At 69.5% G+C, this 25315-nt stretch carries 23 protein-coding genes; 14 read left to right on the forward strand and 9 right to left on the reverse strand.

The features are described 5' to 3' along the window. The first annotated feature begins 138 nt into the window (after positions 1–138). The 12 genes from hisS to hisIE all read left to right on the forward strand — a co-directional run bounded on the left by hisS (position 139) and on the right by hisIE (position 12458). Complete coding sequence (gene hisS, locus FXO19_RS01885; RefSeq protein ID WP_149193351.1) at positions 139–1509, forward strand: histidine--tRNA ligase; 1371 nt, start codon at positions 139–141, stop codon at positions 1507–1509. A gap of 122 nt (positions 1510–1631) precedes the next feature. Further along, complete coding sequence (locus tag FXO19_RS01890) at positions 1632–3545, forward strand: HAL/PAL/TAL family ammonia-lyase (RefSeq protein WP_149193352.1); 1914 nt, start codon at positions 1632–1634, stop codon at positions 3543–3545. Continuing rightward, positions 3542–3922: a hypothetical protein gene (locus FXO19_RS01895; RefSeq protein WP_149193353.1), complete on the forward strand. Its 381-nt coding sequence runs from the start codon at positions 3542–3544 to the stop codon at positions 3920–3922. Before FXO19_RS01890 ends, FXO19_RS01895 begins: the two co-directional genes overlap by 4 nt. Positions 3923–4663: 741 nt before the next feature. Continuing rightward, positions 4664–4990: a YerC/YecD family TrpR-related protein gene (locus FXO19_RS01900; protein ID WP_149193354.1), complete on the forward strand. Its 327-nt coding sequence runs from the start codon at positions 4664–4666 to the stop codon at positions 4988–4990. A 10-nt stretch (positions 4991–5000) separates the two neighbouring features. After that, on the forward strand, positions 5001–5915 hold the full coding sequence (hisG, locus tag FXO19_RS01905; RefSeq protein WP_149193355.1) for an ATP phosphoribosyltransferase: 915 nt from the start codon (positions 5001–5003) through the stop codon (positions 5913–5915). Further along, complete coding sequence (gene hisD / locus FXO19_RS01910; RefSeq protein WP_149193356.1) at positions 5912–7249, forward strand: histidinol dehydrogenase; 1338 nt, start codon at positions 5912–5914, stop codon at positions 7247–7249. Before hisG ends, hisD begins: the two co-directional genes overlap by 4 nt. Further along, positions 7246–8328, forward strand: coding sequence for a histidinol-phosphate transaminase (gene hisC, locus FXO19_RS01915; protein ID WP_149193357.1), 1083 nt, complete (start codon positions 7246–7248; stop codon positions 8326–8328). Before hisD ends, hisC begins: the two co-directional genes overlap by 4 nt. A 268-nt stretch (positions 8329–8596) precedes the next feature. Beyond that, entirely contained in the window at positions 8597–9727 is a 1131-nt protein-coding gene (gene hisB / locus FXO19_RS01920; protein WP_149193358.1) for a bifunctional histidinol-phosphatase/imidazoleglycerol-phosphate dehydratase HisB, read from the forward strand. Continuing rightward, positions 9724–10326 carry an imidazole glycerol phosphate synthase subunit HisH gene (gene hisH / locus FXO19_RS01925; protein ID WP_149193359.1) on the forward strand — a complete coding sequence of 201 codons (603 nt, stop codon included), beginning with the start codon at positions 9724–9726 and terminating at the stop codon, positions 10324–10326. Before hisB ends, hisH begins: the two co-directional genes overlap by 4 nt. Then, positions 10323–11066: a 1-(5-phosphoribosyl)-5-[(5-phosphoribosylamino)methylideneamino]imidazole-4-carboxamide isomerase gene (hisA, locus tag FXO19_RS01930; RefSeq protein ID WP_149193360.1), complete on the forward strand. Its 744-nt coding sequence runs from the start codon at positions 10323–10325 to the stop codon at positions 11064–11066. The genes hisH and hisA overlap by 4 nt, the downstream gene beginning before the upstream one ends. Continuing rightward, entirely contained in the window at positions 11066–11839 is a 774-nt protein-coding gene (gene hisF / locus FXO19_RS01935) for an imidazole glycerol phosphate synthase subunit HisF (protein ID WP_149193361.1), read from the forward strand. The genes hisA and hisF overlap by 1 nt, the downstream gene beginning before the upstream one ends. After that, the gene (gene hisIE / locus FXO19_RS01940; RefSeq protein ID WP_149193362.1) at positions 11832–12458 is read left to right on the forward strand and encodes a bifunctional phosphoribosyl-AMP cyclohydrolase/phosphoribosyl-ATP diphosphatase HisIE; all 627 of its coding nucleotides are present in this window, start codon (positions 11832–11834) and stop codon (positions 12456–12458) included. The genes hisF and hisIE overlap by 8 nt, the downstream gene beginning before the upstream one ends. Positions 12459–12689: 231 nt before the next feature. Here the strand turns inward: hisIE and FXO19_RS01945 are convergent, their stop codons facing one another. Beyond that, complete coding sequence (locus tag FXO19_RS01945; protein WP_187775586.1) at positions 12690–14519, reverse strand: sensor domain-containing diguanylate cyclase; 1830 nt, start codon at positions 14517–14519, stop codon at positions 12690–12692. Between the two features lie 115 nt (positions 14520–14634). On the opposite strand from FXO19_RS01945, the gene FXO19_RS01950 reads away from it, so the two are divergent. Then, a complete protein-coding gene (locus tag FXO19_RS01950) occupies positions 14635–16182 on the forward strand; it encodes a calcineurin-like phosphoesterase C-terminal domain-containing protein (protein ID WP_149193364.1) in 1548 nt (515 codons plus the stop codon). 60 nt (positions 16183–16242) lie between these two features. Here FXO19_RS01950 and FXO19_RS01955 read toward each other — a convergent pair whose 3' ends face one another. From FXO19_RS01955 to FXO19_RS01990, 8 genes are all read right to left on the reverse strand, one after another. Further along, complete coding sequence (locus FXO19_RS01955) at positions 16243–17136, reverse strand: C13 family peptidase (protein WP_149193365.1); 894 nt, start codon at positions 17134–17136, stop codon at positions 16243–16245. After that, positions 17133–17576 carry a putative quinol monooxygenase gene (locus FXO19_RS01960; RefSeq protein ID WP_149193366.1) on the reverse strand — a complete coding sequence of 148 codons (444 nt, stop codon included), beginning with the start codon at positions 17574–17576 and terminating at the stop codon, positions 17133–17135. The genes FXO19_RS01955 and FXO19_RS01960 overlap by 4 nt, the downstream gene beginning before the upstream one ends. A gap of 3 nt (positions 17577–17579) precedes the next feature. Then, entirely contained in the window at positions 17580–18269 is a 690-nt protein-coding gene (gene mtnC / locus FXO19_RS01965; protein ID WP_149193367.1) for an acireductone synthase, read from the reverse strand. A gap of 180 nt (positions 18270–18449) precedes the next feature. Next, positions 18450–18992: a 1,2-dihydroxy-3-keto-5-methylthiopentene dioxygenase gene (locus tag FXO19_RS01970; RefSeq protein WP_149193368.1), complete on the reverse strand. Its 543-nt coding sequence runs from the start codon at positions 18990–18992 to the stop codon at positions 18450–18452. A 221-nt stretch (positions 18993–19213) separates the two neighbouring features. Next, positions 19214–19852 carry a methylthioribulose 1-phosphate dehydratase gene (locus FXO19_RS01975; protein WP_149193369.1) on the reverse strand — a complete coding sequence of 213 codons (639 nt, stop codon included), beginning with the start codon at positions 19850–19852 and terminating at the stop codon, positions 19214–19216. Between the two features lie 151 nt (positions 19853–20003). Further along, positions 20004–21362 (reverse strand): sodium-dependent transporter, encoded by a 1359-nt coding sequence (locus FXO19_RS01980; protein WP_149193370.1) that lies wholly within the window; start codon positions 21360–21362, stop codon positions 20004–20006. Between the two features lie 36 nt (positions 21363–21398). Continuing rightward, complete coding sequence (gene nhaC, locus FXO19_RS01985) at positions 21399–22913, reverse strand: Na+/H+ antiporter NhaC (RefSeq protein ID WP_149193371.1); 1515 nt, start codon at positions 22911–22913, stop codon at positions 21399–21401. Between the two features lie 13 nt (positions 22914–22926). Then, the gene (locus FXO19_RS01990) at positions 22927–24480 is read right to left on the reverse strand and encodes an alanine/glycine:cation symporter family protein (RefSeq protein WP_149193372.1); all 1554 of its coding nucleotides are present in this window, start codon (positions 24478–24480) and stop codon (positions 22927–22929) included. Between the two features lie 226 nt (positions 24481–24706). Between FXO19_RS01990 and FXO19_RS01995 the strand changes: the two genes are divergently transcribed. Then, positions 24707–25288, forward strand: a complete 582-nt coding sequence (locus FXO19_RS01995) for an NUDIX hydrolase (RefSeq protein ID WP_149193373.1) — start codon at positions 24707–24709, stop codon at positions 25286–25288. Positions 25289–25315: the final 27 nt, after the last annotated feature.

The raw sequence follows: 25315 nt of genomic DNA on the forward strand, positions 1-25315 counted from the left end.
CCGGCCGGGAACGCGGTCCCCGCAACCGCCACGACGCACGTAGAGCCGAGCTGGCTCGGCTATGGAGTCTCCGGAGCCGGTGCGGCGAAACGCGCTCCGCTCCACTAAACTGCCGCATTCGCATTACCGGAGCCCGTCTTGATCAAGCCGCGTACCCCGCCGGGGGTCATGGAACTGCTGCCGCGCGACCAGATCGCGTTCCAGCGCATGCTCGATACCATCCGTCGCACCTTCGAGGCATTCGGCTTCCTGCCGGTGGAGACGCCGGTGTTCGAGCTGTCCGACGTGTTGTTGACCAAGTCCGGCGGCGAGACCGAGCGGCAGGTGTATTTCGTGCAGTCCACCGGCGCCCTGGAGAAGCAAAGTGAAGGCCTGCCGGAACTGGCGCTGCGCTTCGACCTGACCGTGCCGCTGGCGCGCTACGTGGCCGAGCACGAGCGCGAACTGGCGTTCCCGTTCCGCCGCTACCAGATGCAGCGCGTGTACCGCGGTGAACGCGCGCAGCGCGGGCGTTTCCGCGAGTTCTACCAGTGCGACATCGACGTGATCGGCAAGGACACGCTATCGCCGCGCTATGACGCCGAGATCCCGGCGGTGATCCACGCCGTGTTCAAGGCGCTGGGCATCGGCGACTTCACCATCCAGATGAACCACCGCAAGCTGCTGCGCGGGTTCTTCGAGGGGCTCGGCATCGAAGGCGCGCGCCAGGACCTGGTGCTGCGGGAGCTGGACAAACTCGACAAGCGCGGCGCCGATGCGGTGCGCGATACCCTGCTCGGGGAGGGTTTCGATCTCGCGCCGGAGGCGGCCGACCGGCTGCTGGCGTTCTCGCGAATACGTTCGCGCGACCACGGCGATGCGCTGGCCAAACTCGCCGAACTGGGCCCCGGGACGCCGTCGTTCGAGCAGGGCCGCGACGAGCTGCGCGCGGCACTCGAGCGCCTGCGCGCGATGGGCGTGCCGGAGTCCGACTACGCCATCAACCTCTCGATCGCGCGCGGGCTCGACTATTACACCGGCATGGTCTACGAGACCGTACTGGACGCGCACCCGCAGATCGGCTCGATCTGCTCCGGCGGCCGCTACGATGATCTCGCCGGCCACTACACGAAGTCGAAGTTGCCCGGCGTCGGCATCTCGATCGGCCTGACCCGGCTGTTCTGGCAGCTGCGCGAGGCCGGCCTGGTCGACACCGCCGACAGCTCGGTCGACGTGCTGGTGGCGTTGCTCGACGATGCCGGTCTCGACCATGCGCTGGCGCTGTCGCAGCGACTGCGCGCCGCCGGGCTCAACGTCGAAACCCAGCTCGAGCCGCGCAAGCTGGCCAAGCAGCTGCAGTACGCCGATCGCGCCGGGATCCGGTTCGTGGTGATCCGCGGCGAGGACGAGGCGACGCGCGACGCGGTGGCGGTGAAGGACCTGCGCCGCGGCGAGCAATTCGAAGCGGCCGAGGACGAGCTGGGCCGTACGCTGCTGGTCGAGCGCGAGCAGCTGCGCGCGCAGGGATGAAGCGCCTGTAGGAGGGGCTTCAGCCCCGGCCATCACTGGTCGCGAAAACGCGTGGGGTCGCGGCTGAAGCCGCTCCTACAAGCGCAGTTCCTTTCCATGAGCAATGCAGGTAGGCAGTCAACATGAAATGCGTTCTTCTCGACGGCAGATCGCTCACCCGCGCGCAGCTGGTGGACGTCGCCAACGGCGCCGGCGTCGAACTCGATGCCGAGGCGTTGCGGGCGGTCGCCCGCGCCGCCGACTTCCTCGCCGAGCAGGTGCGCCGCGAGGAACCGATCTATGGCGTCTCCACCGGCTTCGGTAGCAATGCCGACAAGCTGCTCGGCGCGCACCCGCTGCGCGACGAGCTTCCGGGCACGCTGCCGTCAGGCCGCTCGCTGCACGCCGAGCTGCAGCAGAACCTGATCGTCAGCCACGCCGTCTGCGTCGGCGAGCCGATGGCGGCCGACGTGGTGCGGGCGATGCTGTGCATCCGCATCAACACCCTGCTCAAGGGCCATTCCGGTATCCGCGTCTGTACCCTGCAGGCGCTCGCCGCGATGCTCAACGCCGGCGTGGTGCCGGTGGTGCCGTCGTTGGGGTCGGTCGGCGCCTCCGGCGACCTGGCGCCACTGTCGCACCTGGCGATCGTGCTGCTCGGCGGCGGCGAGGCGGTCTACGAGGACGAGCGCATGCCCGGCGCCGAGGCGCTGCGGCGCGCCGGTCTGGCGCCGGTCACGCTGTCGTACAAGGAAGGGCTGGCGCTGAACAACGGCACCGCGCAGATGCTGGCGATGGGCGTGCTCGCGCTCGCGCGCCTGGAGGACCTGCTCGACACCGCCGACCTGGCCGCGGCGATGACCGTCGATGCCTTTGCCGGCCGCCTGGGCGCCTTCGCCGAGGAGGTGCATGCGCTGCGTCCGCATCCGGGCCAGGTGGAGGTGGCCGCGCGCCTGCGTGCGCTGCTGGCGGGATCGACCCTGACCGACATCGCCTATCACCTGGTGCCGAAGTTCCGCTTCTGGCTGCCGGGCAGCTGGGACACGCCCGAGGCGCAGCAGCTGCGCTTCGACATCGGCTGGGACTGGGTGCCGGCCGACCAGCGCCACGGCCGCGAGAAGTTCTACCAGCGCTTCAAGCCGTTCCGCGGCGGCAAGAAGCACCAGCCGCAGGACAGCTACTCGCTGCGTTGCGTGCCGCAGGTGCACGGCGCCGTGCGCGATGCGGTGGCGCAGGCGGCGCGCGTGCTCGACATCGAGCTCAACGCGGTCACCGACAACCCGCTGGTGTTCCCCGACCGCAAGGCCGAGCACGTGGAACAGCAGGTGATCTCGGCCGGACACTTCCACGGCATGCCGCTGGCGCTGGCGCTGGCCTACGTGAAGGCGGCGATCCCGGTGCTGGCGTCGATCTCCGAGCGCCGCCTCAACAAGCTGGTCGACTCCGCTACCAGCGACGGCCTGCCGGCGTTCCTGATCGGCAACGAGGACGGTACCGAATCCGGACTGATGATCGTGCAGTACACCGCCGCAGCGATCGTCAACGACCTCGCCACCCACGCGCATCCGGCCAGCGTGTATTCGGTGCCGACCAGCGCCAATGCCGAGGACCATGTCTCGATGGGCGCCAACGAGGCACGCCACGTGCTGGCGATGGCGGACGATCTGGGCAAGGTGCTGGCGCTGGAACTGCAGACCGCCGCACAGGCACTGGATTTCCGCAGCGACATGATCAATGCCGCGCGCGACCTGGCGCGACGCAGCGACGCCGCCGCCTTCGCCGCCAAGGTGCAGGGCGCCCCCCCCGAGGGCCACCGCCATCGCGCGCAGTTCCTCGCCGAGGTCGAGGCACTGCGCGCCGAGTTGGCCGCGGCCGACACCTTCCATCCCGGCGCCGCCGTTGCCGCCGCACACGCGGTACTGCGCACGCGCATTCCGTTCCTCGATCGCGACCGCGCCCTCGACGGCGAAGTGGCCGAGGCGGTGCGCCTGGCGGAGGACGGCTCGCTGCTGGCGGCCGCGTGCCGCACGGAGGCAATCGCCGGACGCGACGTTTGAACCTGCCGCTGCACCTGGGCTGGCTCGGCGCGTTCGAGGCCGGACTGATCGCGCTGGCAATCGGCGTGCTGCTCTATGGCGTATTCCACGCCCTTGGCGAGCGCTTCGGCTGGAACCCTGGGCACGCCATCGGCTGGGCCTGCCTGTCCGCCATCGCCGTGGCCGCGGGGATCGACACCTGGAATCTGTTCTACCTCGGCGTGGTCAGACTCGAATCGCCGGTCTATGCACGGATCGCACTGTCGAAGATCCATGACGCCGACGGCCTCGGCGCCCGGGTGATGATGGAGATCCTCGGCGCGCTGACCGGCGTGGCACTGGCGTGGATGACGATGCAGGCGAGGACGGCAAGGCGCGATCGCGACCGTAGAACCTAAAGTCGGTTGAGTGCGGCGCGACTCGACGGGGCTTCGCGAAGGGCGCCTTCGGTTTGGCGCGGGGGGCGTGAGCCGCGCTGCGGGGATTGCTTCGCCCTTCGGTCGCGCCAAGTAGATCTTTCCGCCGCAACGAAGTCGCGCCGTCGCCACGGGGCAGCGCCAATGAATCGCCGCGTCATGCTGTTCCTGACCGAAACGCCCGCCTTTGGTCTGCTGCGCCGAGGCGGGAGACGCGCCGCGGGGATTGCTCCGCCCTTCGGTCCGGCCATCCATGGCCGGACTCAGGGCCGCTGCACATCCCTGTGCAGCTCTCCGCAACCCCCGCGGCACGTCTCCCGCTCCAGCCATTGTCGGCTTCGGTGGGAGGGCTTTCGAGCATCCGATAGCGAATTGCCGGTGCGGCGTCCGGGCCGGGGTATGCGGATAGCAGGCCAGGGATGGCCTGCGGCGGCGAGTCCGCCATGGATGGCGGACCGAGCCGGGGAGCATGCCCCGGGCCGGGCGCCGCTGACTCCGAAGCCCGCGAATCCAGGCTTTCTTGACACGAAGAACGGCTCCGATGGCAAGCCGCACTATCGAAATCGCGACGAATGCCCAGGTGCGGCTATCCCGCGATGAAAACTGGAAGCTCTTGCAACGGCCGTCTTAGGCGCAGCCCAGTCCGATGAACAATTCTGGTGTGGAGCTTGACGGTCGCCCCCGAGTCTGCATAATGAACTAACGCGTTAATACATTAGACCGATGAAGCAGCGCCCCGATCCATTGCCGAAACAGGATGCCGACGCCTCGTTCAGGGCGCTGGCGAAGGCGCTGGCCGCGCTGGAGCGGCCGGACGAGGTGGCGGCGTTCCTGCGCGACCTGTGCACGCCGGCCGAGATCGAGGCGATGACCGATCGCTGGCGGGTGGTGCCGCTGCTGCTGCAGGGCGTGCCGTATCGTGAGATTCACGAGCGCACCCGGGTCAGCGTGACCACGATCGGTCGCGTCGCGCGCACGATCGAGCACGGCACCGGCGGCTATGCGGCCGCCGCACGCCGGCAGTTTCCCCGTCTCGCCGCTTCCCATTGAACGGACCGCCATGAGCCCTCCCGCCGCCAAGGCGGTGCGCGACCGCCTGCGCATCGCCATCCAGAAAAGCGGACGCCTCGGTGAGCCGTCGCGCGCGCTGCTGACCGCCTGCGGGCTCGACTGGCGCGAGAGCCGCGATCGCCTGTTCTGCTACGGCGAATCGTTGCCGGTCGATCTGCTGCTGGTGCGCGACGACGACATCCCGGGCCTGCTGGCCGACGGCGTCTGCGACCTGGGCATCGTCGGCCGCAACGTGCTCGACGAGCAGACCGCCGAGCGCGAGCAGGCCGGCACTGTGCCGGTGGCGAAGGAACTCCGCGCGCTCGGCTTCGGCGGCTGTCGGCTCGATATCGCGGTCCCCGACGACTGGGACTGGCAGGGGCCGGAACAGCTGCGCGGCTGTCGTATCGCCAGCAGTTATCCGCAGCTGCTGCGGCGCTGGCTGGCCGGGCAGGGGATCGATGCCGAGGTGGTGATGCTGTCCGGTTCGGTCGAGATCGCGCCGCGCCTGGGCCAGGCCGATGCCGTCTGCGACCTGGTCTCCAGCGGCGCGACGCTGGCGGCCAACCAGCTCAAGCCGGTGCTGACACTGCTGCGCAGCGAAGCGGTGCTGGCCGGGCCGGTTGCGCCGTTTGCCGACGCGCGCGCCGAGTTGATGCAGCTGCTGTTGCGGCGCATGGACGGGGTGTTGCGGCTCCGGCACAGCCGTCTGCTGCTGTTCCAGGCCGAACGCGCCGCCATGCCCGCCCTGATCGAACTGCTCCCGGATGCCGAGCCGCCCACCGTGTTGCAGGTCGACGGCGGCGACACGCTGGCGCTACAGGCGCTGTGCCACGGCGCGATGACCTGGCAGCGACTGGAGGACCTGCGCCACGCCGGCGCGCGCAGCTTGATGGTGCTGCCGGTGGAGAGGACCCTGGCATGAACGGTTCGCCGGTCCGCCGCCTGCGCTGGTCGGCGCTCGACGACGGCGCCCGCGCGCAGGCGCTGGCACGCCCGGTGCGCGCGACCGGGGAGGCCACGCGCAACGACGTCGCCGCCCTGGTCGAGGACGTGCGCCGTCGCGGCGACGTGGCATTGCGCGAGATCACCGAACGGCTCGAAGGCGTCGCCCTGCAGGCGTTCGAGGTCGGCGCGGAGGAGTTCGCGCGGGCCGAGGCCGCGGTCGAGCCCGGGTTGCGGCGCGCGATGGCAGAGGCCGTCGCTCGCATCGAGGCCTTCCACCGCGCCGGCATGGTGCCGGGGTACGCGATCGAGACCGCGCCCGGCGTGGTCTGCGAGCGCGTCGTGCGCGCGATCGCGCGGGTCGGCCTGTACGTGCCCGCCGGCAGTGCGCCGCTGCCGTCGACCGCGTTGATGCTCGGGGTGCCGGCGCGCCTGGCCGGCTGCCGCGAGGTGCTGCTGTGCACGCCGCCACGCGCCGACGGCAGTGCCGATCCGGCGGTGCTGGTGGCGGCGCGCCTGACCGGCGTGCGGCGCGTGTTCAAGCTCGGCGGTGCCCAGGCGATCGCGGCGATGGCGCTGGGCAGCGGCAGCGTGCCGAAGTGCGACAAGCTGTTCGGCCCTGGTAATGCCTGGGTGACCGAGGCCAAGCGGCAGCTGGCGCACTCCGGCGCGGTGGCCATCGACATGCCGGCAGGGCCGTCCGAGGTGATGGTGATCGCCGACGCCGGCGCCGACCCCGGCTTCGTCGCCGCCGACCTGCTGTCGCAGGCCGAGCACGGTCCGGATTCGCAGGTGCTGCTGCTGTCTGATGATGCCGCGCTGCTGGATGCGGTCGAGCGCGCACTGGCGACGCAGTTGCCGGCGTTGCCGCGGGCAGACATCGCCGCGCGCGCGCTGGCGCAGTCGCGGCTGGTCGAGGTCGACGTCCTCGATGACGCCTTCGCGATCAGTAATGCCTATGCGCCCGAGCACCTGATCCTGGCGCTGCGCGAGCCGCGGCGTTGGCTCGACCGCGTCGAGGCGGCGGGTTCGGTGTTCCTCGGCGACTACACGCCCGAGGCGCTGGGCGACTACTGCAGCGGCACCAACCACGTGCTCCCGACCGACGGCGCCGCGCGTGCCTGCAGCGGCCTTGGCGTCGCCAGCTTCCAGAACTTCATCAGCGTGCAGTCGGCCTCGCGCCAGGGCATCGCCGGCATCGGCGCCTGCGCGGTGACGCTGGCCGAGGCCGAGGGCCTGGAGGCGCACGCGAACGCGGTGCGGCTGCGCCTGCGCGGTACTGCGGCGGAGTCGAAGGTGGGGGCGCCGGCATGACCGGCGTGCTCGATCTGGTGCGCGAGGACCTGCGCGACTTCGCCGGATATCGTTCGGCGCGCGGCGAGCGGCTGCGGGGCGAGATCTGGTTGAACGCCAACGAGCCGACGTGGGCCAGCGCCGCCGACGGCGACGGCACATGCCGCCGCTACCCGGAGCCACAGCCGCCTGCGCTGGTCGACGCGCTGGCGTCGCTATACGGCTGCGACCGCTCGCAGCTGCTTGTCGGGCGCGGCAGCGACGAGGCCATCGACCTGCTGGTGCGCGCGCTTTGCAGGCCGGAGCGCGATGCGGTGCTGGTGACGCCGCCGGTATTCGGCATGTATGCGGTGAGTGCGCGGCTGCAGGGCGCGCCACTGGTCGAGGTGCCGCTGATCGAAGGCTCCGGTGGTTACATGGTCGACTTCGACGCCGTCGCCGAGGCCGCGCTGGCAGGGGGCGTTCGCCTGGTCTTCCTGTGCTCGCCCTCGAATCCGACCGGAGGCGCCATTGCGCGGGACGATGTGCTCCGGCTCGCGACGCGGCTGCGCGATCGGGCGTTGGTCGTGGTCGACGAGGCCTACGTGGAGTTTTCCGATGCGCCCTCGATGGTGGCGCTGACCGCATCGGCGTCGAATCTTGCCGTGCTGCGCACGCTGTCGAAGGCGCACGCACTGGCGGCGGCTCGCATCGGCGCACTGATCACCGACCCTGCGCTGATCGCGGTGCTGCGTCGTTGCCAGGCGCCGTATCCGGTGCCGGCGCCTTGCGCTGAACTGGCGCTGTCGGCGCTGTCCACGGCAGTGCTGGCGGAAACCGCCACGCGCGTCGCCTCGGCGCGCCATGAGCGCGAGCGCCTGCGGGACGGACTTGTGGCGTTGCCGGATGTCGTGCGTGTCTACCCGTCGCAGGGCAACTTCCTGCTGGTGCGCTTCGCCGATGCCGACGCGGCATTCGCGGCGCTGCTCGCGGCCGGCATCGTGGTGCGCGACCAGCGCGGGGCGCCGCAACTGGCGGACGCGCTGCGCATCACCATCGGTACGCCGGCGCAGAACGATCGGTTGCTGTCGGTGCTGCGCACCCTCGAGGTCGCGGCGTGAGGCGCGATCCCGCCGCCCCCCGTAGGAGCGCGCCATGCGCGCGATACCGCGGGTGTCGGCAGGATCCGGCGGATGCCGCGATCCTGGACCGGCAAACACGCCGGACATCGGCGTCGCCGGCGGCGATGCGCCCGCGGCATCGCACGCATGGCGTGCTCCTACGGAAATCGCATGCCGCCTGCCTGCGGGGCAAGTTCCGCCCGACGCGCAGCACGTGCACTGCACCGGAACGTGAGCGCCCCGGCGGTGGGCGGGCGGGGCGGTGCGCATGAGCACACCGATCCTGTTCGTCGACCGCGACGGCACCCTGATCGAGGAGCCGGAAGACTTCCAGGTCGACTGCTACGAGAAGCTGCGCCTGGTGCGCGACGTGGTCCCGGCGCTGCTGAAGCTGCGCGATGCCGGCTACGAATTCGTGCTGGTCAGCAACCAAGACGGCCTCGGCGGCGATGGCTATCCGCAGGCCGCCTTCGACGGTCCGCATGCGCTGATGCGGCAGATCTTCGAGAGCCAGGGCATCGTGTTCCGCGAGGAACTCATCGACGTCAGCCTGCCGCAGGACAACGCGCCCACCCGCAAGCCGGGGATCGGCCTGGCGCTGCACTACCTGCGCGATCGCGGCATCGACCTGGAGCGCTCGGCGATGGTCGGCGACCGCGACAGCGACCTGCAGTTCGCCGCCAACCTTGGCATCCGCGGCTTCCAGCTGCGCACCGCGCAGTTCGGCGGCGACTGGGACTGGCCCGGGATCGCGCACGCGCTCGCGGACGCGCCACGCCGCGCGCAGGTGTGGCGCGACACCCGCGAAACGCGGATCCGGATCGATCTCGATCTCGATCGCTCGGCCGACGCCGAGATCGCCACCGGCCTGCCGTTCTTCGACCACATGCTCGACCAGATCGGCAAACACGGCGGCTTCGCGCTGTCGGTGCGCGCCGAAGGCGACCTGCACATCGACGAGCACCACACCGTCGAGGACACCGGCATCGCGCTCGGGCAGGCGCTGCGGCAGGCGCTGGGCGACAAGCGCGGTATCGCGCGCTACGGGTTCCATCCGGCGGAAAGCGCGCTGGCCGAGGGCGAGAGTTCCGGCAGGCACGGCTTCGTGTTGCCGATGGACGAGGCGCTGGCCTCGGCGGCCCTCGATTTCGGCGGCCGTCCGTACCTGGTGTTCGACGGCGAGTTCCGGCGCGAGCGCGTCGGCGACTTGCCGACCGAACTGGTGCCGCACTTCTTCCGTTCGCTGTGCGATGCGGCGGCACTCAACCTGCACCTGCGGGTGCGCGGCAACAACGACCACCACAAGGTCGAAGCCTGCTTCAAGGCATTCGCGCGCGCGCTGCGGCAGGCGATCCGTCGCGAGGGGGCGGAACTGCCCAGCACCAAGGGTGCGCTGTGATGCGCGTGGCGCTGGTCGATGCCGGCGGCGCCAACCTCGGCTCGGTGCGTTATGCGTTGCGCCGGCTCGGGGTCGAAGCGCAGGTCAGCGCCGACGCCAATGTCATCCGTGCCGCCGACCGGGTGATCCTGCCGGGCGTCAGCACCGCGGCCACGGTCATGCGGCGCCTGCATGAACTCGATCTCGTGGAAACGCTGCGGAACCTGCGCCAGCCGCTGCTGGGCGTGTGCGTGGGCATGCAGCTGCTGTTCGAGCATTCGGAGGAGGACGACACGCCCTGCCTCGGGCTGTTGCCGGGCAGAGTTTCGAAGCTGCGGAGCGCGCCCGGCGTCCGCATCCCGCACATGGGCTGGAACCGGCTCGAGCCCATGCGTGCCGATGCGCTGGTCGACGGCATCGCGTCCGGCGCGCAGGCCTATTTCGTGCACAGCTACGCCGCACCGGTCGGCGCCGACTGCGTGCTGGCCTGCGAGCACGGCGGCCGCTTCGCCGCCGTGGTGCAGCGCGGCCACGTCGCCGGCGCGCAGTTCCATCCGGAACGTTCGGGCGCCACGGGTGCGCGGCTGCTGGGCAATTTCCTCGGGAGCGGCGTCGCATGAGCGGCGCGTTCACCGTCTATCCCGCCATCGACGTGCGCGAGGGCCGCGTGGTGCGGCTGGCGCAGGGCGACTATGCGCGCGAGACGCGCTACGGCGATGCACCGCTCGTCCTGGCGCGGCAATACGCCGATCAGGGAGCAGAGTGGCTGCATCTGGTGGACCTGGATGCGGCCCGCGAAGGTGGCTACACGCTGCTGCCGTTGCTGCGTGCCATCGTCGCCGACAGCGCGTTGCGGGTCCAGACCGGCGGCGGAGTACGCAGTCGCGAGGACGTGCAGCGCCTGCTCGACGCGGGCGCCGCGCGGGTGGTGATCGGTTCGCTCGCCGTGCGCGAACCGGCGACGGTGACGCGCTGGATCGCGGCGTTCGGCGCCGAGCGCATCACCGTGGCGCTGGACGCGCGCCGCGATGCCGCCGGTGGCTGGCGCGTGCCGGTGCACGGCTGGACCGAAGACGGTGAAGCGACGCTCGATGATGCCGTATCCGGCTACGCCTCCGGCGGATTGTGCCACCTGCTGTCCACCGACATCGATCGCGACGGCATGCTGTCCGGTCCGAATCTCGGGCTGTATGCGCATGTGCGCGCACGGGCTCCGGCGCTGCAGCTGCAGGCATCCGGTGGCGTCCGCGACGCCGGTGACGTGGCTGCGGCGCGCGAGGCCGGCTGCGCCGGCATCGTGCTCGGCCGCGCGCTGCTCGAAGGGCGGCTGACGCTGGCCGACGCACTGGCGACGGCGTGATGCTGAGCCGGCGCATCATTCCCTGCCTGGACGTGCGCGGCGGCCGCGTGGTCAAGGGCGTGCGCTTCCGCGACCACGTCGACATGGGCGACATCGTCGACCTGGCGCTGCGCTATCGCGATGCCGGCGCCGACGAGTTGGTGTTCTACGACATCGGCGCCAGCCCACAGGGCAGGTCGGTCGACTACGGCTGGGTCGAGCGCGTCTCGAGCCTGCTGGACATCCCGTTCTGCGTCGCCGGCGGCATCCGCGACGTGGCGACCGCGCGCGCGGTGCTGCACGCCGGCGCCGACAAGATCTCGGTCAACACGCCGGCGCTGGAACGGCCCGCGCTGGTATCGGAACTGGCCGACGCGTTCGGCGTGCAGTGCGTAGTGGTGGGGATCGACTCGCTCCGGGAGCCGGACGGCGAGTGGCGCGTGCGCAGCCACACCGGCGATCCCGACCGCACCCGGGCACTGCCGCTGCGCACCCTGGACTGGATCATCGAGGCGCAGCGGCTCGGCGCCGGCGAGGTCGTGCTCAACTGCATGGACAGCGACGGCGTGCGGCGCGGTTACGACACCAAACAACTGGCGGCCGCGCGTGCAGTCTGCGGCGTGCCGCTGGTGGCGTCCGGTGGCGCGGGAACACCGCAGCATTTCGTCGAGGTGTTCCGCGACGCCGACGTCGACGGCGTGCTCGCCGCCAGCGTCTTCCACAGCGGCGCGATCGCGATCATGGAACTCAAGCGACACCTGCGCGGGCAGGGGATCGAGGTGCGGGATGAATGAAGCGAAGGCCCTATCGAACGACCTCGATGCGGACGCCCTGGACTGGGGCAAGGGCGACGGCCTGCTGCCCGCCATCGTCCAGGACGCGACCACCCTGCGCGTGCTGATGCTCGGCTACATGGACCGGGCGGCGCTGGCCGCGACGCAGGCGAAAGGCCAGGTGACGTTCTTCAGCCGCAGCAAAGGGCGGCTGTGGACCAAGGGCGAGACCTCGGGCCATGCATTGCAGCTCGTCTCGATCCGTGCCGACTGCGACAGCGACACCCTGCTGGTGCTCGCGCATCCGCACGGACCGACCTGCCATCTGCAACGCGCCAGCTGCTTTCCGGAAGCGCCGGGCAGCATGCTCGCCGACCTGGACCGGCTGCTCGCCCGGCGCGAGCGCGAGCGGCCGGCCGGCAGCTACAGCACCGGGCTGTTCGCGTCCGGCGTGCGCCGCATCGCGCAGAAAGTCGGCGAGGAGGGTGTCGAGACCGCACTCGCGGCGGTGGCTGAGGACGATGACGCGCTGCTCGGCGAGGCGGCGGATCTGGCCTATCACCTGCTGGCGTTGCTGCGTTCGCGCGGGCTCGGGCTGGCCGACCTGGAACGCGTGCTGGAGGAGCGGCGAACGGCTTGAACCCGAAACGGCGTCATTGCCTAGAGGTTCCGCGGCTCGCTCGATCTCACCCTTGGCACGATATCCTTCCCCCTTCGAAGAAGGGGGATTGAGGGGGATTTGCTCTTGCCTTGGCTTGGCTTGGCAGAGCGTCCCGAACATCCCCCAGCCCCCTTTTTCAAAGGAGGCGCGCGGCGGCGATGTTGATCATGCCGGTCGATTGCATCCGAAGATCGAGCGGCGCCCCGATCTTCAGGCCGCGCTGATCGAGGTGCGGACGCAATCGCGGCCGTTCGCCTTGGCCGCGTACAGCGCTCGGTCGGCGACTTCCAGTGCGTCGTCGATGTCATCCAACGCCTCGGCATGGACGGTGTGCACGCCGATGCTCGCCGAGATGCGGATCGTATGGCCCTGCGCCTCGCAGGCCGCCTGCACCAGCGCCTGGCGGATTTCCTCCGCCACCGCGACCGCGGCGGGCAGGTCGTGCATCGGCAGCGCGACGACGAACTCCTCGCCGCCGAACCGGGCCAGCAGTGCCTCGTGCGGGCGCAAGATCTTGCCGATCCGATGGGCGGCCCAGCGCAGGCACTCGTCGCCGACCAGGTGGCCGTGGCGGTCGTTGATCGTCTTGAAGTGGTCCAGGTCGATCATCAGCAGCGACAGCGGATGCCGTCCTTCACGTGCCTCGTCCAGCATGCGTTCGAACGCTTCGTGGAACCAGGTCCGGTTGTACAGGCCGGTCAGGCCGTCGCGGCGGCTGGAGTCTCGCAATCGGGTGTGTGCTTCCTCCAGCCGCATCAGCGTGCTGCGCACCTCCTGCGTGCGCTGCGCCACCTTGCGCTCGAGTTGCAGCCGGGCCTCGTTGACGATGCGCTCGTTCTCGTTGCGCAGCGCCGCATAGCGGTAGCCCAGCGCGATCGACAGCAGCAGCATCTCCAGCGCCGAACCGATCTGCACGCCGTACTCGGTGGCGAAGTTCTTGGGCAGCACGCCGAACGCCAGCAGCGTGAACACCGCGGTGCCGAGCAGGAACATCGCCCATGCCAGCAGCAGCAGCCTTGCCGGCGCGTAGCCCTGGCGCAGGACATACACGGTGGCGACCACGATCCAGATCAGTCCGACCAGCACGGCGCGCGAGGCCACCGGCGTGGAGACGCGGTACGGCAGCCAGATCGAGGCGATGCCGAACAGCACGAAGAAGACGATCACCGCCAAGCTCACCAGGTTGCCGCGCGGCCAGCGTTGCGGCAGTTCCAGGAACGTCCTGGCGAACTGCTGCATGGCCACCAGCGCGAGGCAGATCGACAACGGGACCATGCGGTCTGCGAGCCAGGGCGAGTTCGGCCACAGGTACTCGAAGCCCAGGCCGTTGAGCGTGAACAGCACAAGACCGAACGCGCTGATGTGGAACAGGTACCAGAAGTAGCTGGCGTCGCGCAGCGACAGCCACAGCACCAGGTTGTAGAAGAACAGCGCCACCAGGATGCCGTAGTAGAGGCCGATCGCGAGCTGCGCATCGCGCGAGAGCTCGATGAAGGCGCCCGGCGTGTAGAGCTCTAGCGGCACCTGCATCGAACTCTGGCTTTCCACCCGCACCACCAGTTCGACACGTTCGCCGGGCGGCAGGTCGAGCAGGAAGTTCGGATGGCGGTAGCGCACGCTGCGCTCTCCGAAGGGCAGGTGGTCGCCACTGGCTTGGTGCAGCACGCGGCCGTCGGCATGGCGCAGATAGAGGTCGACGCGGTCGCTGAGCGGATATTCCTGCACCAGCAGCCAGCGCCGTTCCTCGGTGTTGCGATTGACCAGCGGCGCATGGAACCAGAACGCGCCACGCTGGAAGCCGAACGCGGCGCCCGCTGGCAACGGCTGGAATTCGCCGCGTGCGGCGCCCGCGAAGGCTTCGTCGATGCGATCGTCGGCTTCGATGTCGTGCCGATAGGACAGGTGCGGCGTCAGGCTGACGTGGTCGGCGGCGGCCGGCAGTTCCACGGTCGCGGCGCGCGCATCCGCGCACAGGACAGCGAGCAGCAGGATCGCGCCCGTCCCTGACCACAAGCCTGCGAGAATCGCACGTCGAGCCATCGTTGCTTCCCCGGGCCGCTGGGGGCGGGTCCCGCCCAACGCCGAGGTTAGTCCAGCTTTGCCGGGATTGCACCGGCGCCGGGCATAATCGCGGGTCCGAACGCCGGAGCCGGACATGGGGATTGCGATGCGAGGGGTGTTGTGGCCGATGCTTTTGTGGGCGGCGTCGTGGCCGGTGCTGGCATGCGATGCCGGGACCGTGGGCGTCGATGCGGACGGTGACGGCCGGCCGGACCGGGGTGCGGCGGGCGTGCGTGTGTCCGACGGCCGTCAGCTGGCCATCACCGATAGCAGCGGGCAGTGGCGATTGCCCGCCCCGGCTCAGGGCCCGGTTTTCGTGATCAAGCCACCGACCCACGCGTTGCCGCTGCGCGGCGACGGTCTGCCGGACTTCTGGCGGACGACGGCCGACCAGGCCGGCTGCGATTTCTTGCTGCTGCCCGCTTCCGACTCGCCGGAAGATGCGCTCGAAGTGCTGGTGTTCGCCGATCCGCAAGCCGCCACCCGCAAGCAGGTGGGCTACTACCTCGACGACATCGTGCGCCCGCTGCAGGACCGCCACCACGCTACGCTCGGGGTGACGCTCGGCGATGTCGCCAACGACGATCTCTCGCTGTACCCGCAGCTCAACCAGGCCACGGCCCTGCTCGACGTACCCTGGCTGCATGTCGCCGGCAATCACGATCTGGACCTCGAGGCGACACGCGACGAGGCTTCGCTGAGCACCTTCCGCGGCGTCTACGGGCCCGACACTTTCGCCTGGGAGGAATCGCGGGCGACCTTCGTCGGGCTGGACGACGTCATCTACCGCCCGGGCGAGCGGCCGGCCTATGTCGGGGGACTGCGCGAGGCGCAGTTCGCGTTCCTCGAAGCCTACCTACCCACGGTTGCGCGCGATCGCCTGCTGGTGCTGATGCTGCACATCCCGCTGTTCGATACCAGTGCGAACGCCGAGACCTTTCGCCGTGCCGACCGCGAGCGCCTGTTCGCGCTGCTGCGCGATTTTCCGCACGTGCTGGTGCTGAGCGGCCACCAGCATCGGCTGCAGCAGTACTTCCACGATGCCGACACGGGCTGGCAGGGCGCAGCGCCGCTGCACGAGTTCAACGTCGGTGCGGCCAGCGGCGCCTTCTGGTCGGGCGCCGCCGATGCCGCCGGTATCCCGGACGCCACCATGGCGGACGGCACCCCCAACGGCCATGCCACGTTGCGTGTGTTCGACGACGGCGCATACGCCCTGGACTGGCATCCCGCGCGCCTGCCCGAGGACAATCGTGCGCGTACCGCCTCGATGCACCTGCATGCGCCGCGGGCACTGCGTCGTGGCGCCTATCCGGCCTGGGGCGTCTACGCGAACGTCTACATGGGACATGACGACACCCGCGTCGAGTTCCGGGTCGACGGGCGCGAGTGGCGGCCCATGCGCAAGGTCATGGCGCCCGATCCGTGGCTGAACCTCGAGAACGCGCGCGACGATCTTGCCGAATCGCTGCGCGGCTTCGATCGTTCGCCCGAAGCCGTCCCTTCGACCCACCTGTGGCGCGGCGCACTGCCGACCGCGCTGGAGACCGACGAGCATGTCGTCGAAGTGCGCGTGTTCGATCGCCGATATGGCGAGCGCCGCGCGTCGACGGTGTATCGCCTGCTCGACGCGACAGAGTGATCACATCGCCGCCAGAGCGACCGATCTGCTGATCCGTCTGTTCCGCGCTGCCGCGCCGGATCAGAAGTCCGGCGGATAGGGGTAGGGTACGGGCGCTGTCGGCGGCAGCAGGGCCTGCCACGCCTGCAGCCGCCTGCCGACGCGCGCGCCGACCGCGATCTGCGGCAATGACGGCTCGTAACCGTCCTTGCGTTCGCGGCGCGCAATCCGGCGGGTGGCCTCGTCGTAGGCGCCGATGAAACTGGTATGTCGGTTGAGCCCCTCGACCAGCCATGCATTGCCGAAGTAGGTGATGCTGGATTCGACGCCGCAACCGAACGAGGTGCGGTCCTCGCGCGCCGCGGTGATCACCAGTGTGTCCGGCCCTTCCAGCGCCGGCAGGAAGCCGCCGGAAAAACAGGCCGAAATCACCAGCACCCGGTTGCGGATGCCGGCCTCGTCGAGCGCGGTGCGCAGGTCGTCGGGGCGGACGACGTCGTCGACCATCGGCTCGAGCGCCACGACCAGCTCGTGCTCCTCGGTGCCGTGGCTGGTCACGAACAGCAACAGCAGGTCTTCCTCCCGGTTCATCGCCTGGCCGATGCCGGCCAACGCCAGGCGCAGGTTGTCGAGCGTGGCCAGCGGCTGCGGCGCGTCCTCGAGGCTGTCGGGATGATTGATCAGCGAGACGACGCGCCGCTCCGCGCCGAGGCGTGCCGACGCCAGCGTCTCCAGGTAGCGCACCTCGTTGCGGAACACGTCCTCGTAGCCGTCGCCGGCGAACCCGACGACGTAGAGGTCGGGGCGGCCCGGACGCTGCGCCGGCATCGCCGCCGCGGTCGCCTGGATCAGGCGCCGGTCGCGACCGGCGATGCTCTCGTCGGCCGTCCGCGCCGAGCCGACCGGCAGCACCAGCAACGCGACGGCGATGCACAGGCAGCCGCCGACTGCGGCGGCACGCAGCGCCCGCTTCATTCGGTGAGGCCGAGCCCGCCCGCCACGGGGAACTCGGTCTGGGTGAACTCGCCGGTCAGCAGCGGCATCGCCTCGGCGATGGTGGCGCGCACGCCGGGCAGCTGCAGCGACGCGCGATGCGCGTCCTTCGAGTCCCAGACTTCGGTCACCCGGATCAACTCCGGATCCTCGTGGTCGAGGCCGACCACGTAGAGATGGCAGCCGATGGCCTTCAGATCATCGACGTCGCGCAGCAACAGTCTGACCACGGCGTCGCGTTGGCCGGGCTTGGTGCGCATGGTGCCGATGAGGCCGTAGCGCGACGTGGTAGCGGAGGATGTCGGCATCGGTGTATCCCTGGCGGCAGTGGCGGCATCGCTGCCCTGCGCGGCCGCGTGGCCCGGAAGCGCGAACGCCGCCAGGGTCAGACAGCCGAGCAGGAAGCGGCGAAGGGACGGCATGACTCAGGCGAGCTCCAGCTGGTCGAAGCGTTCGATCCGCGTGTGCCCGTGCGTGGCCTCGCCGGCACGCGGCTGCGGGTAGTCCTCCAGACGATCGACCAGCACGGTCCGCAAGCCGGCCTCGCGCGCGGCGTCGAGCTCCGCCACCACGTCCGACAGGAACAGCAGCTCGTCTGGGGGGCGTTTCAGCGCCAACGCGATCCGCGCATAGCTGGTGCCTTCGCGCTTGCCGCCGATCTCGGTATCGAAATAGGCGTCGAACAGCGGCGTCAGGTCGCCGGCGTCGGAGTGGGCGAAGAACAGCTTCTGCGCGGCGACCGAGCCCGACGAATAGACCGCCAGCCGGTGTCCGGCCCGATGCCAGCCCCGCAGTGCAGCCGCGGCGTCGGGATAGACGTGGGCCGTATAGTCGCCGTTGCGGTAGCCCTCCGCCCACAGTAGGCCTTGCAGCGCCTTGAGTGCGGTGTGCTTGCGGTCCTGGTCGATCCAGCCCTGCAGGGCTTCCACGATCACGTCGTCCTGGCAGGCGCCGCCGAGATCGGTGGCCACCTCGTCCAGCCACCGCCGTACCTCGGGCTCGCCGCCGCGCAGGTGCACGAAGCGCGGCAGTTCGCGGCGGGCGTAGGGAAACAGCACGTCCTTGACGAACGAGATGCTGCTGGTGGTGCCTTCGATGTCGGTGAGGATGGTCATGGGGAGTGATTCGTGATTCGTGATTGGTGATTCGCAAAAGCGAAAGCCAGGGCCGTCATCCCAGCGCAAGCTGGGATCCATTTCGACTTATTGCACGGCGAGAATTGGTTCCAGCCTACGCTGGAACGACGGTGTTCTTGCTTTTGCGAATCACCAATCACGAATCACCAATCCCGGCCATCACTCATACCGCGGGAAACGCCGGGCGATGTCGGAGCCGGTGAAGTGCCCGATCCAGCCGTCCGGTTGCTGGAAGAAACGGATCGCCACGAAATTCGGTTCCGGGCCCATGTCGAACCAGTGGGTGGTGCCGTCGGGCACTGCGATCAGGTCGTTCTTGACGCACTCGATCTCGTAGACCTTGCCGTCGACGTGCAGGGTGAACAGGCCCGAGCCGGCGACGAAGAAGCGCACCTCGTCCTCCTTGTGGAAGTGTTCCTCGAGGAACTTGCCGCGGAGTTCCTCCTTCTTCGGGTTGTCCGGCGCGATGCTGATCACGTCGACGCTGGTGAATCCGCGCTCGGCGACCAGGCGGTCGATATCGGCGCGATAGGCGGCGATCACCTCGTCCTGGCTGGCGCCGGCGGTGATCGGTTGCGTCGCCTGCCAGCGCTCGAAGGTGACGCCGATCTTCCGCAGCTCGCGCGCGATCTCGTCGCCGTCGTGGCTGACCAGTTCGGGGGTCTGCGGGGCGTCTTCGGCGAAGATGCGCAGTCGGCTCATGGCGGTGTCTCCTGGCGTCGAGGCAACAAGGGCGAAAATGGGGCCGGCGGCGCCGAAACGCAAGCCGTCCTGCCTCCCCATGGTGGGAGCGACGGATGTCGCGACGAGGGTCCTACAGGTGGCCGTGTCGTCAGCCGCATCGATGCTTGCAAGGATGCGGATATCGCAACTTCCTGGCGGCGGCAAGCCGCTGTCACTCCACAAGGAGTCAGGGCTTGCGCCTAGTGCCCGGTCAGCCTGCGCAACGCCAGCTCGCAGCCGAGCAGGAACTCGAACGCTTCCAGGTGCCGGCGCGCCTCGGCCGTATCGCGGCCCCAGGCATACAGGCCGTGGCCGTCGATCAGGTAGCCCCACAGCGTCTGCCGGTCGAGCAGGGCGTCGACCTGTGCCGCCAGCGTCGCCATGTCCTGGCTGTTGGGCAGTACCGGCACGTCGATCGCCGCTTCGTGGCTGGTGTTGCCGGCGAAGGCCTTGAGCAGCTCGTAGCCTTCCAGGCGCACGTGGCCGGCGCCGGCGTACAGGCGCGAGGCGACCGTCTGGTTGTGCGAATGGGTATGCAGGATGCAGCCGATGTCGTCGAAACGCCGGTACAGCTGCGTATGCAGCAGGGTCTCGGCGGACGGCCGGTGCTCGCTGCCGACGGCCGCGCCATCGAGGTCGACCACCATGATGTCGCTCTCGCGCAGCCGGCCCTTGTCACGGCCGGACACGGTGATGGCGGCATGGCGCGCGTCCAGCCGGTGCGAGAAGTTGCTGCTGGTGGCCGGCGTCCAGCCGCGCGCCGACAGCTCGCGCACGTTGACGATCAGCTCGCCGGCCAGCTCGCACAGACGGTGATGGTCGTAGGGCGAGGGGTTCATGGGGGGAAGTCTAGCCTGAAAGCCGTGATTGGTGATTCGTGATTGGTGATTGGCAAACGCGTAGGGCAAGGGCTCGTCATCCCTGGGACGGCGGTTCTATAGCTCTTACCGCTCTTGCGAATCACCAATCACGAATCCCGAATCACGGCTCTCAAACCACCGCCCGCACCAGGACGATCAACACCAGCAGCGGCGCCACCACGCGCATCAGCCAGCGCCAGACGAGGAACAGGCTCTCCGGCATGTCCGACAGCTGCTCGCGCAGGATGGTGCGGTTGAGCGCCCAGCCGGCGAACAGCGCGATCAGCAGGCCGCCCAGCGGTAGCATCAGGTCGTTGGCGATGAATTCGATGAAGGTCATGATGTCGCGGCCGAGGATCCGCACCCCGGACAACCGGTTCAGCGACAGCACCGACAGCAGGCCCAGCACCCACGACAGCCCGGCAATCATGATGGCAGCGCGCTTTCGGTGTTTGACCCCGAATCGCTCCACCAGGAACGCCGTCGCCGGCTCCAGCAGCGAGATCGACGAGGTCCAGGCCGCCACCGCCAGCAGGCCGAAGAACAGCAGGCCGTAGACGATCCCGAACGGCATCGCCTCGAAGGCCAGCGGCAGCGAGGTGAAGATCAGGCCCGGACCGCCGCCGGCCGGGTCGATCCCGAACGACAGCACCACCGGAAAGATCGCCAGGCCCGCCAGCAGCGCCACGCAGGTATCGGTCAGCGCCACGGCGATGCCGACGCGCGGGATCGAGACGCCCTTGAGCGGCAGGTAGGCGCCGTAGGTCATCATCGTGCACATGCCCAGGCTCAGGGTGAAGAACGCCTGGCCCATCGCCCGCAGGAAGGTGCCGCCGTCGATCACCGACCAGTCGGGGCGGAACAGGAATACCGCGGCCTGTCCCATGTAACCGGTGGTCATGCCGTAGATCACCAGCAGCAGCAGCAGCACGAACAGCGCCGGCATCAGGAAGCGCACCGCGCGCTCCAGGCCTTTCTCCACGCCCAGCGCGACCACCATCACCGTCAGCAGCATGAAGGCGGCGTGCCAGAACGTCAGTTCCAGCGGATTGCCGAGCAGCGAGGCGAACGTCGCGCCGGGATCGCTGATCGGCGCGCCGCCGAACATCTGCTTCACGTAGAGGAAGGTGTAGTGCAGGGTCCAGCCCGCGACCACGCTGTAGAAGCTCAGGATCAGGATGCCGGCGACGATGCCGATCCAGCCGATGCCGACCCAGCCGCGGCTGACGCCGCTCTCGCGTACCAGGCCGCGCAGGGTGTTGACCGGGCTCACCCGGCCGTGGCGGCCGATCAGGATCTCGGCCATCAGGATCGGCAGGCCGACCAGCAGGATGCAGCCCAGGTAGATCAGCACGAAGGCGCCGCCGCCGTTGTCCGAGGTCATGTAGGGAAAACGCCAGATGTTGCCCAGGCCGACCGCGGAACCGGTGGCGGCGAGGATGAACATCAGGCGCGAGGACCACATGCCGTGGATCGAGGTCTTGTCCATATCGGAGTCCGAAGAGTGCGTGGATCGGGAGTTCGGTCAGTCGCGCGCGTGGGCGGGCGAGGCGGCGGTCGCGGAGATCGCGGCGGCGGCCTCCGCGTCCGATTGCGGTGGCAGCCGCAGGATCTTGAAGCCGGCGTAGGCCAGCACCGTCGCCACCAGCGGGCTGGCGAGGTTGAAGAACGCGTAGGGCAGGTAGTCGAGCGTGGCCACGCCCAGGGTCGCCGCCATGTAGGCGCCGCAGGTGTTCCAGGGCACCAGCGGCGAGGTGATGGTGCCGGCGTCCTCGAGCGCGCGCGAGAGGTTCACCGGCGCCAGCCCGCGGCGACGGTACTCGGGCTGGAACAGCCGGCCGGTCAGCACGATCGCCATGTACTGGTCGGCGGCAACGGCATTGGCGCCGATCGCGGTGCCGAGGGTGGCGGCGATCAGCGAGCCGGTCGACTTCGCCGCCTTGAGCACGCTGCGGATCATCCGCTCCAGCAGCCCGGTCTTCTCCATCACCGCACCGAAACCCATCGCGCAGACGATCAGCCAGACCGTGTTGAGCATGCTGATCATGCCGCCGCGGCTGAGCAGCTCGTCGATCGCGGCATTGCCGGTCTCGGCCTGGTAGCCGTTGAACAGGGCGGTCCAGGCGCCGGACAGCAGCGTCATCGGCCGCGACAGGTCGGAGCGGTCGGCCAGCGCCAGCACCGCCTCCGGCTGGAAGACCACCGCGAACACGGCGCCGAGCAGGGCGCCGATCAGGATCGTCGGATAGGCGGGAAAGCGGAGCACCGCCAGGGCGAACACCACCGCCATCGGAATCAGCAGGTACCAGCCGAGATCGAACTGCGCGCCGAGCATCGCGGGCAGGTCGCCGAAGGCCTCGACGCCGTCGCCGCGACCGCCGCCGCCCAGGCCGATCAGGGCGAACAGCACCAGCGCGATGGCGATGCTCGGCCCGGTGGTCCAGATCATGTGGCGGATGTGCGCGAACAGCTCGCTGCCGGCCGCGGCTGGGGCGATGTTGGTGGTGTCCGACAGCGGCGACATCTTGTCGCCGAAATAGGCGCCGGAGATGATCGCGCCCGCGGTGATCGGCAGTGACATGTCCAGGCCCTGGGCCACGCCGATCAGCGCCACGCCGAGGGTGCCGGCCACCGTCCACGAGCTGCCGATGGCGATCGCGACGATCGCGCAGATCAGGCAGGCGGCGGGGTAGAAATACGCCGGGTGCAGCAGCTGCATGCCGTAGACGATCAGGGTCGGCACGGTGCCGCTGAGGATCCAGGTGCCGATCAACGCGCCGACCGCCAGCAGGATGAAGATCGGCACCACCGCCAGCGCCACGCCCTGCACCAGGCTGTCCTGGATCTCCTGCCAGCGCATGCCGTTGCGCAGCCCGACCAGGGCGGCGATGCCGGCCGCCAGCAGCAGCGCGATCTGGTTGGCGCCGTAGGAGGCGTCGTCGGCGTACAGGTACACCGCGGTGGCCAGCATCGCCATCAGGAACAGCAATGGCGTGAGCGCCTGCAGCAGGGAGGGTTCGCGCGAAGCGGGCCGGTTCATGCGTCGATCGTTCTCAGGAGGGCTGCGGCTGGCGGCGGTAGTTGCGGATCTCGCCGCCGCGCACCCGTGCCAGGTAATGCTCGACCTCGCGCCGCACCACCGGTGCCAGCAGGTACACGCCGATCAGGTTCGGCACCGACATCACCAGGATCATGGCATCGGAGAAGTCCATCACCACGCCGAGATTGCTGGAGGCGCCGATCACCACGAACGTGCAGAACAGCAGCTTGTAGGCCAACGCCACCGGCCGCGACTCGCCGAGCAGGTAGCAGGCCGCCTTCTCGCCGTAGTACGACCATGCCAGCATGGTCGAGAACGCGAACAGCAGCACCGAGACGGTCAGCAGGTACGGGAACCACGACAGCACCGAGGCATAGGCCATCGAGGTCAGCTGCACGCCGTCGCCGACGCCCTCGACCTGGTACATACCGGTGATCACGATCACCAGCGCGGTCATGGTGCAGATCACCACGGTGTCGATGAACGGCTCCCACAGCGCCACCAGGCCTTCCGAGGCCGGCTCGTTGGTGCGCGAGGCGGAGTGGGCGATGGCCGCCGAGCCGACGCCGGCCTCGTTGGAGAACGCGGCACGACGGAACCCCTGGATCAGCACGCCGATGAAACCGCCGTAGCCGGCCTCGGGCGTGAATGCGCCCTCGAAGATGGCGCGGAACGCCGGGCCGACGTTGCCGATGTCGGCGATGATGATGTACAGCCCGCAGGCGAAGTACAGCACCGCCATCACCGGCACCAGCTTGCCGGTCACGCGCGCGATCGACTTCAGCCCGCCGATGATCACCCCTGCCACCAGCACCGCCATCACCAGGCCGAACAGCCAGCCCTTGCCGGCCAGCCAGCTGTCGGCGCCGCCGCTGACCTGCAGCATCTGCTGGAAGCTCTGGTTGGACTGGAACATGTTGCCGGCGCCGAGCGAGCCGCCGATGCAGCAGATCGCGAACACCACCGCCAGCACCTTGCCGAACCCGGCCAGCGACGGGTGCTGCTCGGCGATGCCGCGGCTGAGGTAGTACATCGGGCCGCCGGACACGGTGCCGTCGGCGTTGATGCGCCGGTACTTCACGCCCAGCGTGCACTCGGCGAACTTGGAACTCATGCCGAGCAGGCCGGCAACGATCATCCAGAAGGTCGCGCCGGGCCCGCCGATGCTGATGGCGATGGCGACGCCGGCAATGTTGCCCAGGCCGACGGTGCCCGACAGCGCCGTGGCCAGCGCCTGGAAATGGGTGACCTCGCCCGGGTCGTCCTTGCGCGAGAAGTCGCCGCGGATCAGGCGATAACCTTGGGCGAACCCGCGCACGTTGATGAAGCGGAAGTACAGCGTGAACGCGGATGCCGCGATCAACAGCCACAGCACCACGAACGGCAGGCTGGCGCCGAAGCCGATCGGGATCGGATAGAACACCAGCCACGACACCGCGTCGGCGACCGGGGCGAAAGCGTTGTTGATGGCCTCGTCCAGGCCGGTTCCCGCCGGCGGGGCCGCGTGCACGGCGGCGGTGGACGACAGCGCGCAGAGGCCGGCGAGCGCACGGCCGGCTGCCCTCATGCGGATCCCTCGCGTGGCGCGGGACACGGGGTCCGGATATCCGGACGACGGGCGTGCTCGGAAATGCTGATGCGCAAGTTGATTCGGTCCCCTGGCCTGGCGTGGCCGCTCGATGCGGCTGCCGTACCTTGCCAAAGCACGCAGGCGATCACAAGCGGCGATCGCGGCCGGGCACCGGCGCACGCTAGACTGCGGCCCTTCCCGAGTCTGATTGCGGCAGCGCAGCATGAGTCCGGTTCCCGATTCGCCCTCCGCCCTGGTGGCGGCTTTCGACGCCTATGCCGCGCGCTGGCCGCAGGAGGCGGACTGTGTGGCCCTGTTCATCGCCCTGGCCGGCGACGCACGGCAGGACCCGTTCACGCGCGGGCGGCTGGGCGGCCACTTCACCGCCTCGGCGCTGCTGCTCAGCGGCGACGGCCGCCGCACGCTGCTGACCCACCACCGCAAGCTCGGGCTCTGGCTGCAGCCGGGTGGCCATGCCGACGGTGACCGCGACCTGGCCCGGGTAGCGTTGCGCGAGGCGGAGGAGGAGACCGGCCTGTCGGGACTGACGCTCGAGCCGGGCATCTTCGATCTCGATCGCCACTGGATTCCCGAGCACAAGGGCGTGCCGGCGCACTGGCACTACGACGTGCGCTATGTGATCCGCGCCGGTGACGACGAAGCCTTCGTGGTCAGTGAGGAATCGCATGCACTGGCCTGGCGCGACCTCGCGACCCTGGTGGACGACTCCGCCATCGATGCGTCGCTGCGGCGGATGGCGCGCAAGTGGCTGACGCGAGCGGAGGCCGCCGCCGCGCCCCCGTAGGAGCGCGCCATGCGCGCGATATCGCGG

The sequence above is a fragment of the Luteimonas suaedae genome, from assembly GCF_008312895.1.
Lineage (GTDB): Bacteria > Pseudomonadota > Gammaproteobacteria > Xanthomonadales > Xanthomonadaceae > Luteimonas > Luteimonas suaedae.

Coding starts and splice junctions, on each gene's coding strand:
- hisD (WP_149193356.1), top strand. CDS start 5,912: ATGAACGGTTCGCCGGTCCGCCGCCTGCGCTGGTCGGCGCTCGACGAC.
- FXO19_RS01980 (WP_149193370.1), bottom strand. CDS start 21,362: ATGGACAAGACCTCGATCCACGGCATGTGGTCCTCGCGCCTGATGTTC.
- FXO19_RS01970 (WP_149193368.1), bottom strand. CDS start 18,992: ATGAGCCGACTGCGCATCTTCGCCGAAGACGCCCCGCAGACCCCCGAA.
- hisA (WP_149193360.1), top strand. CDS start 10,323: ATGAGCGGCGCGTTCACCGTCTATCCCGCCATCGACGTGCGCGAGGGC.
- FXO19_RS01950 (WP_149193364.1), top strand. CDS start 14,635: ATGGGGATTGCGATGCGAGGGGTGTTGTGGCCGATGCTTTTGTGGGCG.
- mtnC (WP_149193367.1), bottom strand. CDS start 18,269: ATGACCATCCTCACCGACATCGAAGGCACCACCAGCAGCATCTCGTTC.
- FXO19_RS01990 (WP_149193372.1), bottom strand. CDS start 24,480: ATGAGGGCAGCCGGCCGTGCGCTCGCCGGCCTCTGCGCGCTGTCGTCC.
- FXO19_RS01995 (WP_149193373.1), top strand. CDS start 24,707: ATGAGTCCGGTTCCCGATTCGCCCTCCGCCCTGGTGGCGGCTTTCGAC.
- FXO19_RS01955 (WP_149193365.1), bottom strand. CDS start 17,136: ATGAAGCGGGCGCTGCGTGCCGCCGCAGTCGGCGGCTGCCTGTGCATC.
- hisG (WP_149193355.1), top strand. CDS start 5,001: ATGAGCCCTCCCGCCGCCAAGGCGGTGCGCGACCGCCTGCGCATCGCC.
- FXO19_RS01900 (WP_149193354.1), top strand. CDS start 4,664: ATGAAGCAGCGCCCCGATCCATTGCCGAAACAGGATGCCGACGCCTCG.
- hisIE (WP_149193362.1), top strand. CDS start 11,832: ATGAATGAAGCGAAGGCCCTATCGAACGACCTCGATGCGGACGCCCTG.
- nhaC (WP_149193371.1), bottom strand. CDS start 22,913: ATGAACCGGCCCGCTTCGCGCGAACCCTCCCTGCTGCAGGCGCTCACG.
- FXO19_RS01890 (WP_149193352.1), top strand. CDS start 1,632: ATGAAATGCGTTCTTCTCGACGGCAGATCGCTCACCCGCGCGCAGCTG.
- FXO19_RS01975 (WP_149193369.1), bottom strand. CDS start 19,852: ATGAACCCCTCGCCCTACGACCATCACCGTCTGTGCGAGCTGGCCGGC.
- FXO19_RS01945 (WP_187775586.1), bottom strand. CDS start 14,519: ATGGCTCGACGTGCGATTCTCGCAGGCTTGTGGTCAGGGACGGGCGCG.
- hisB (WP_149193358.1), top strand. CDS start 8,597: ATGAGCACACCGATCCTGTTCGTCGACCGCGACGGCACCCTGATCGAG.
- hisF (WP_149193361.1), top strand. CDS start 11,066: ATGCTGAGCCGGCGCATCATTCCCTGCCTGGACGTGCGCGGCGGCCGC.
- FXO19_RS01960 (WP_149193366.1), bottom strand. CDS start 17,576: ATGCCGTCCCTTCGCCGCTTCCTGCTCGGCTGTCTGACCCTGGCGGCG.
- hisC (WP_149193357.1), top strand. CDS start 7,246: ATGACCGGCGTGCTCGATCTGGTGCGCGAGGACCTGCGCGACTTCGCC.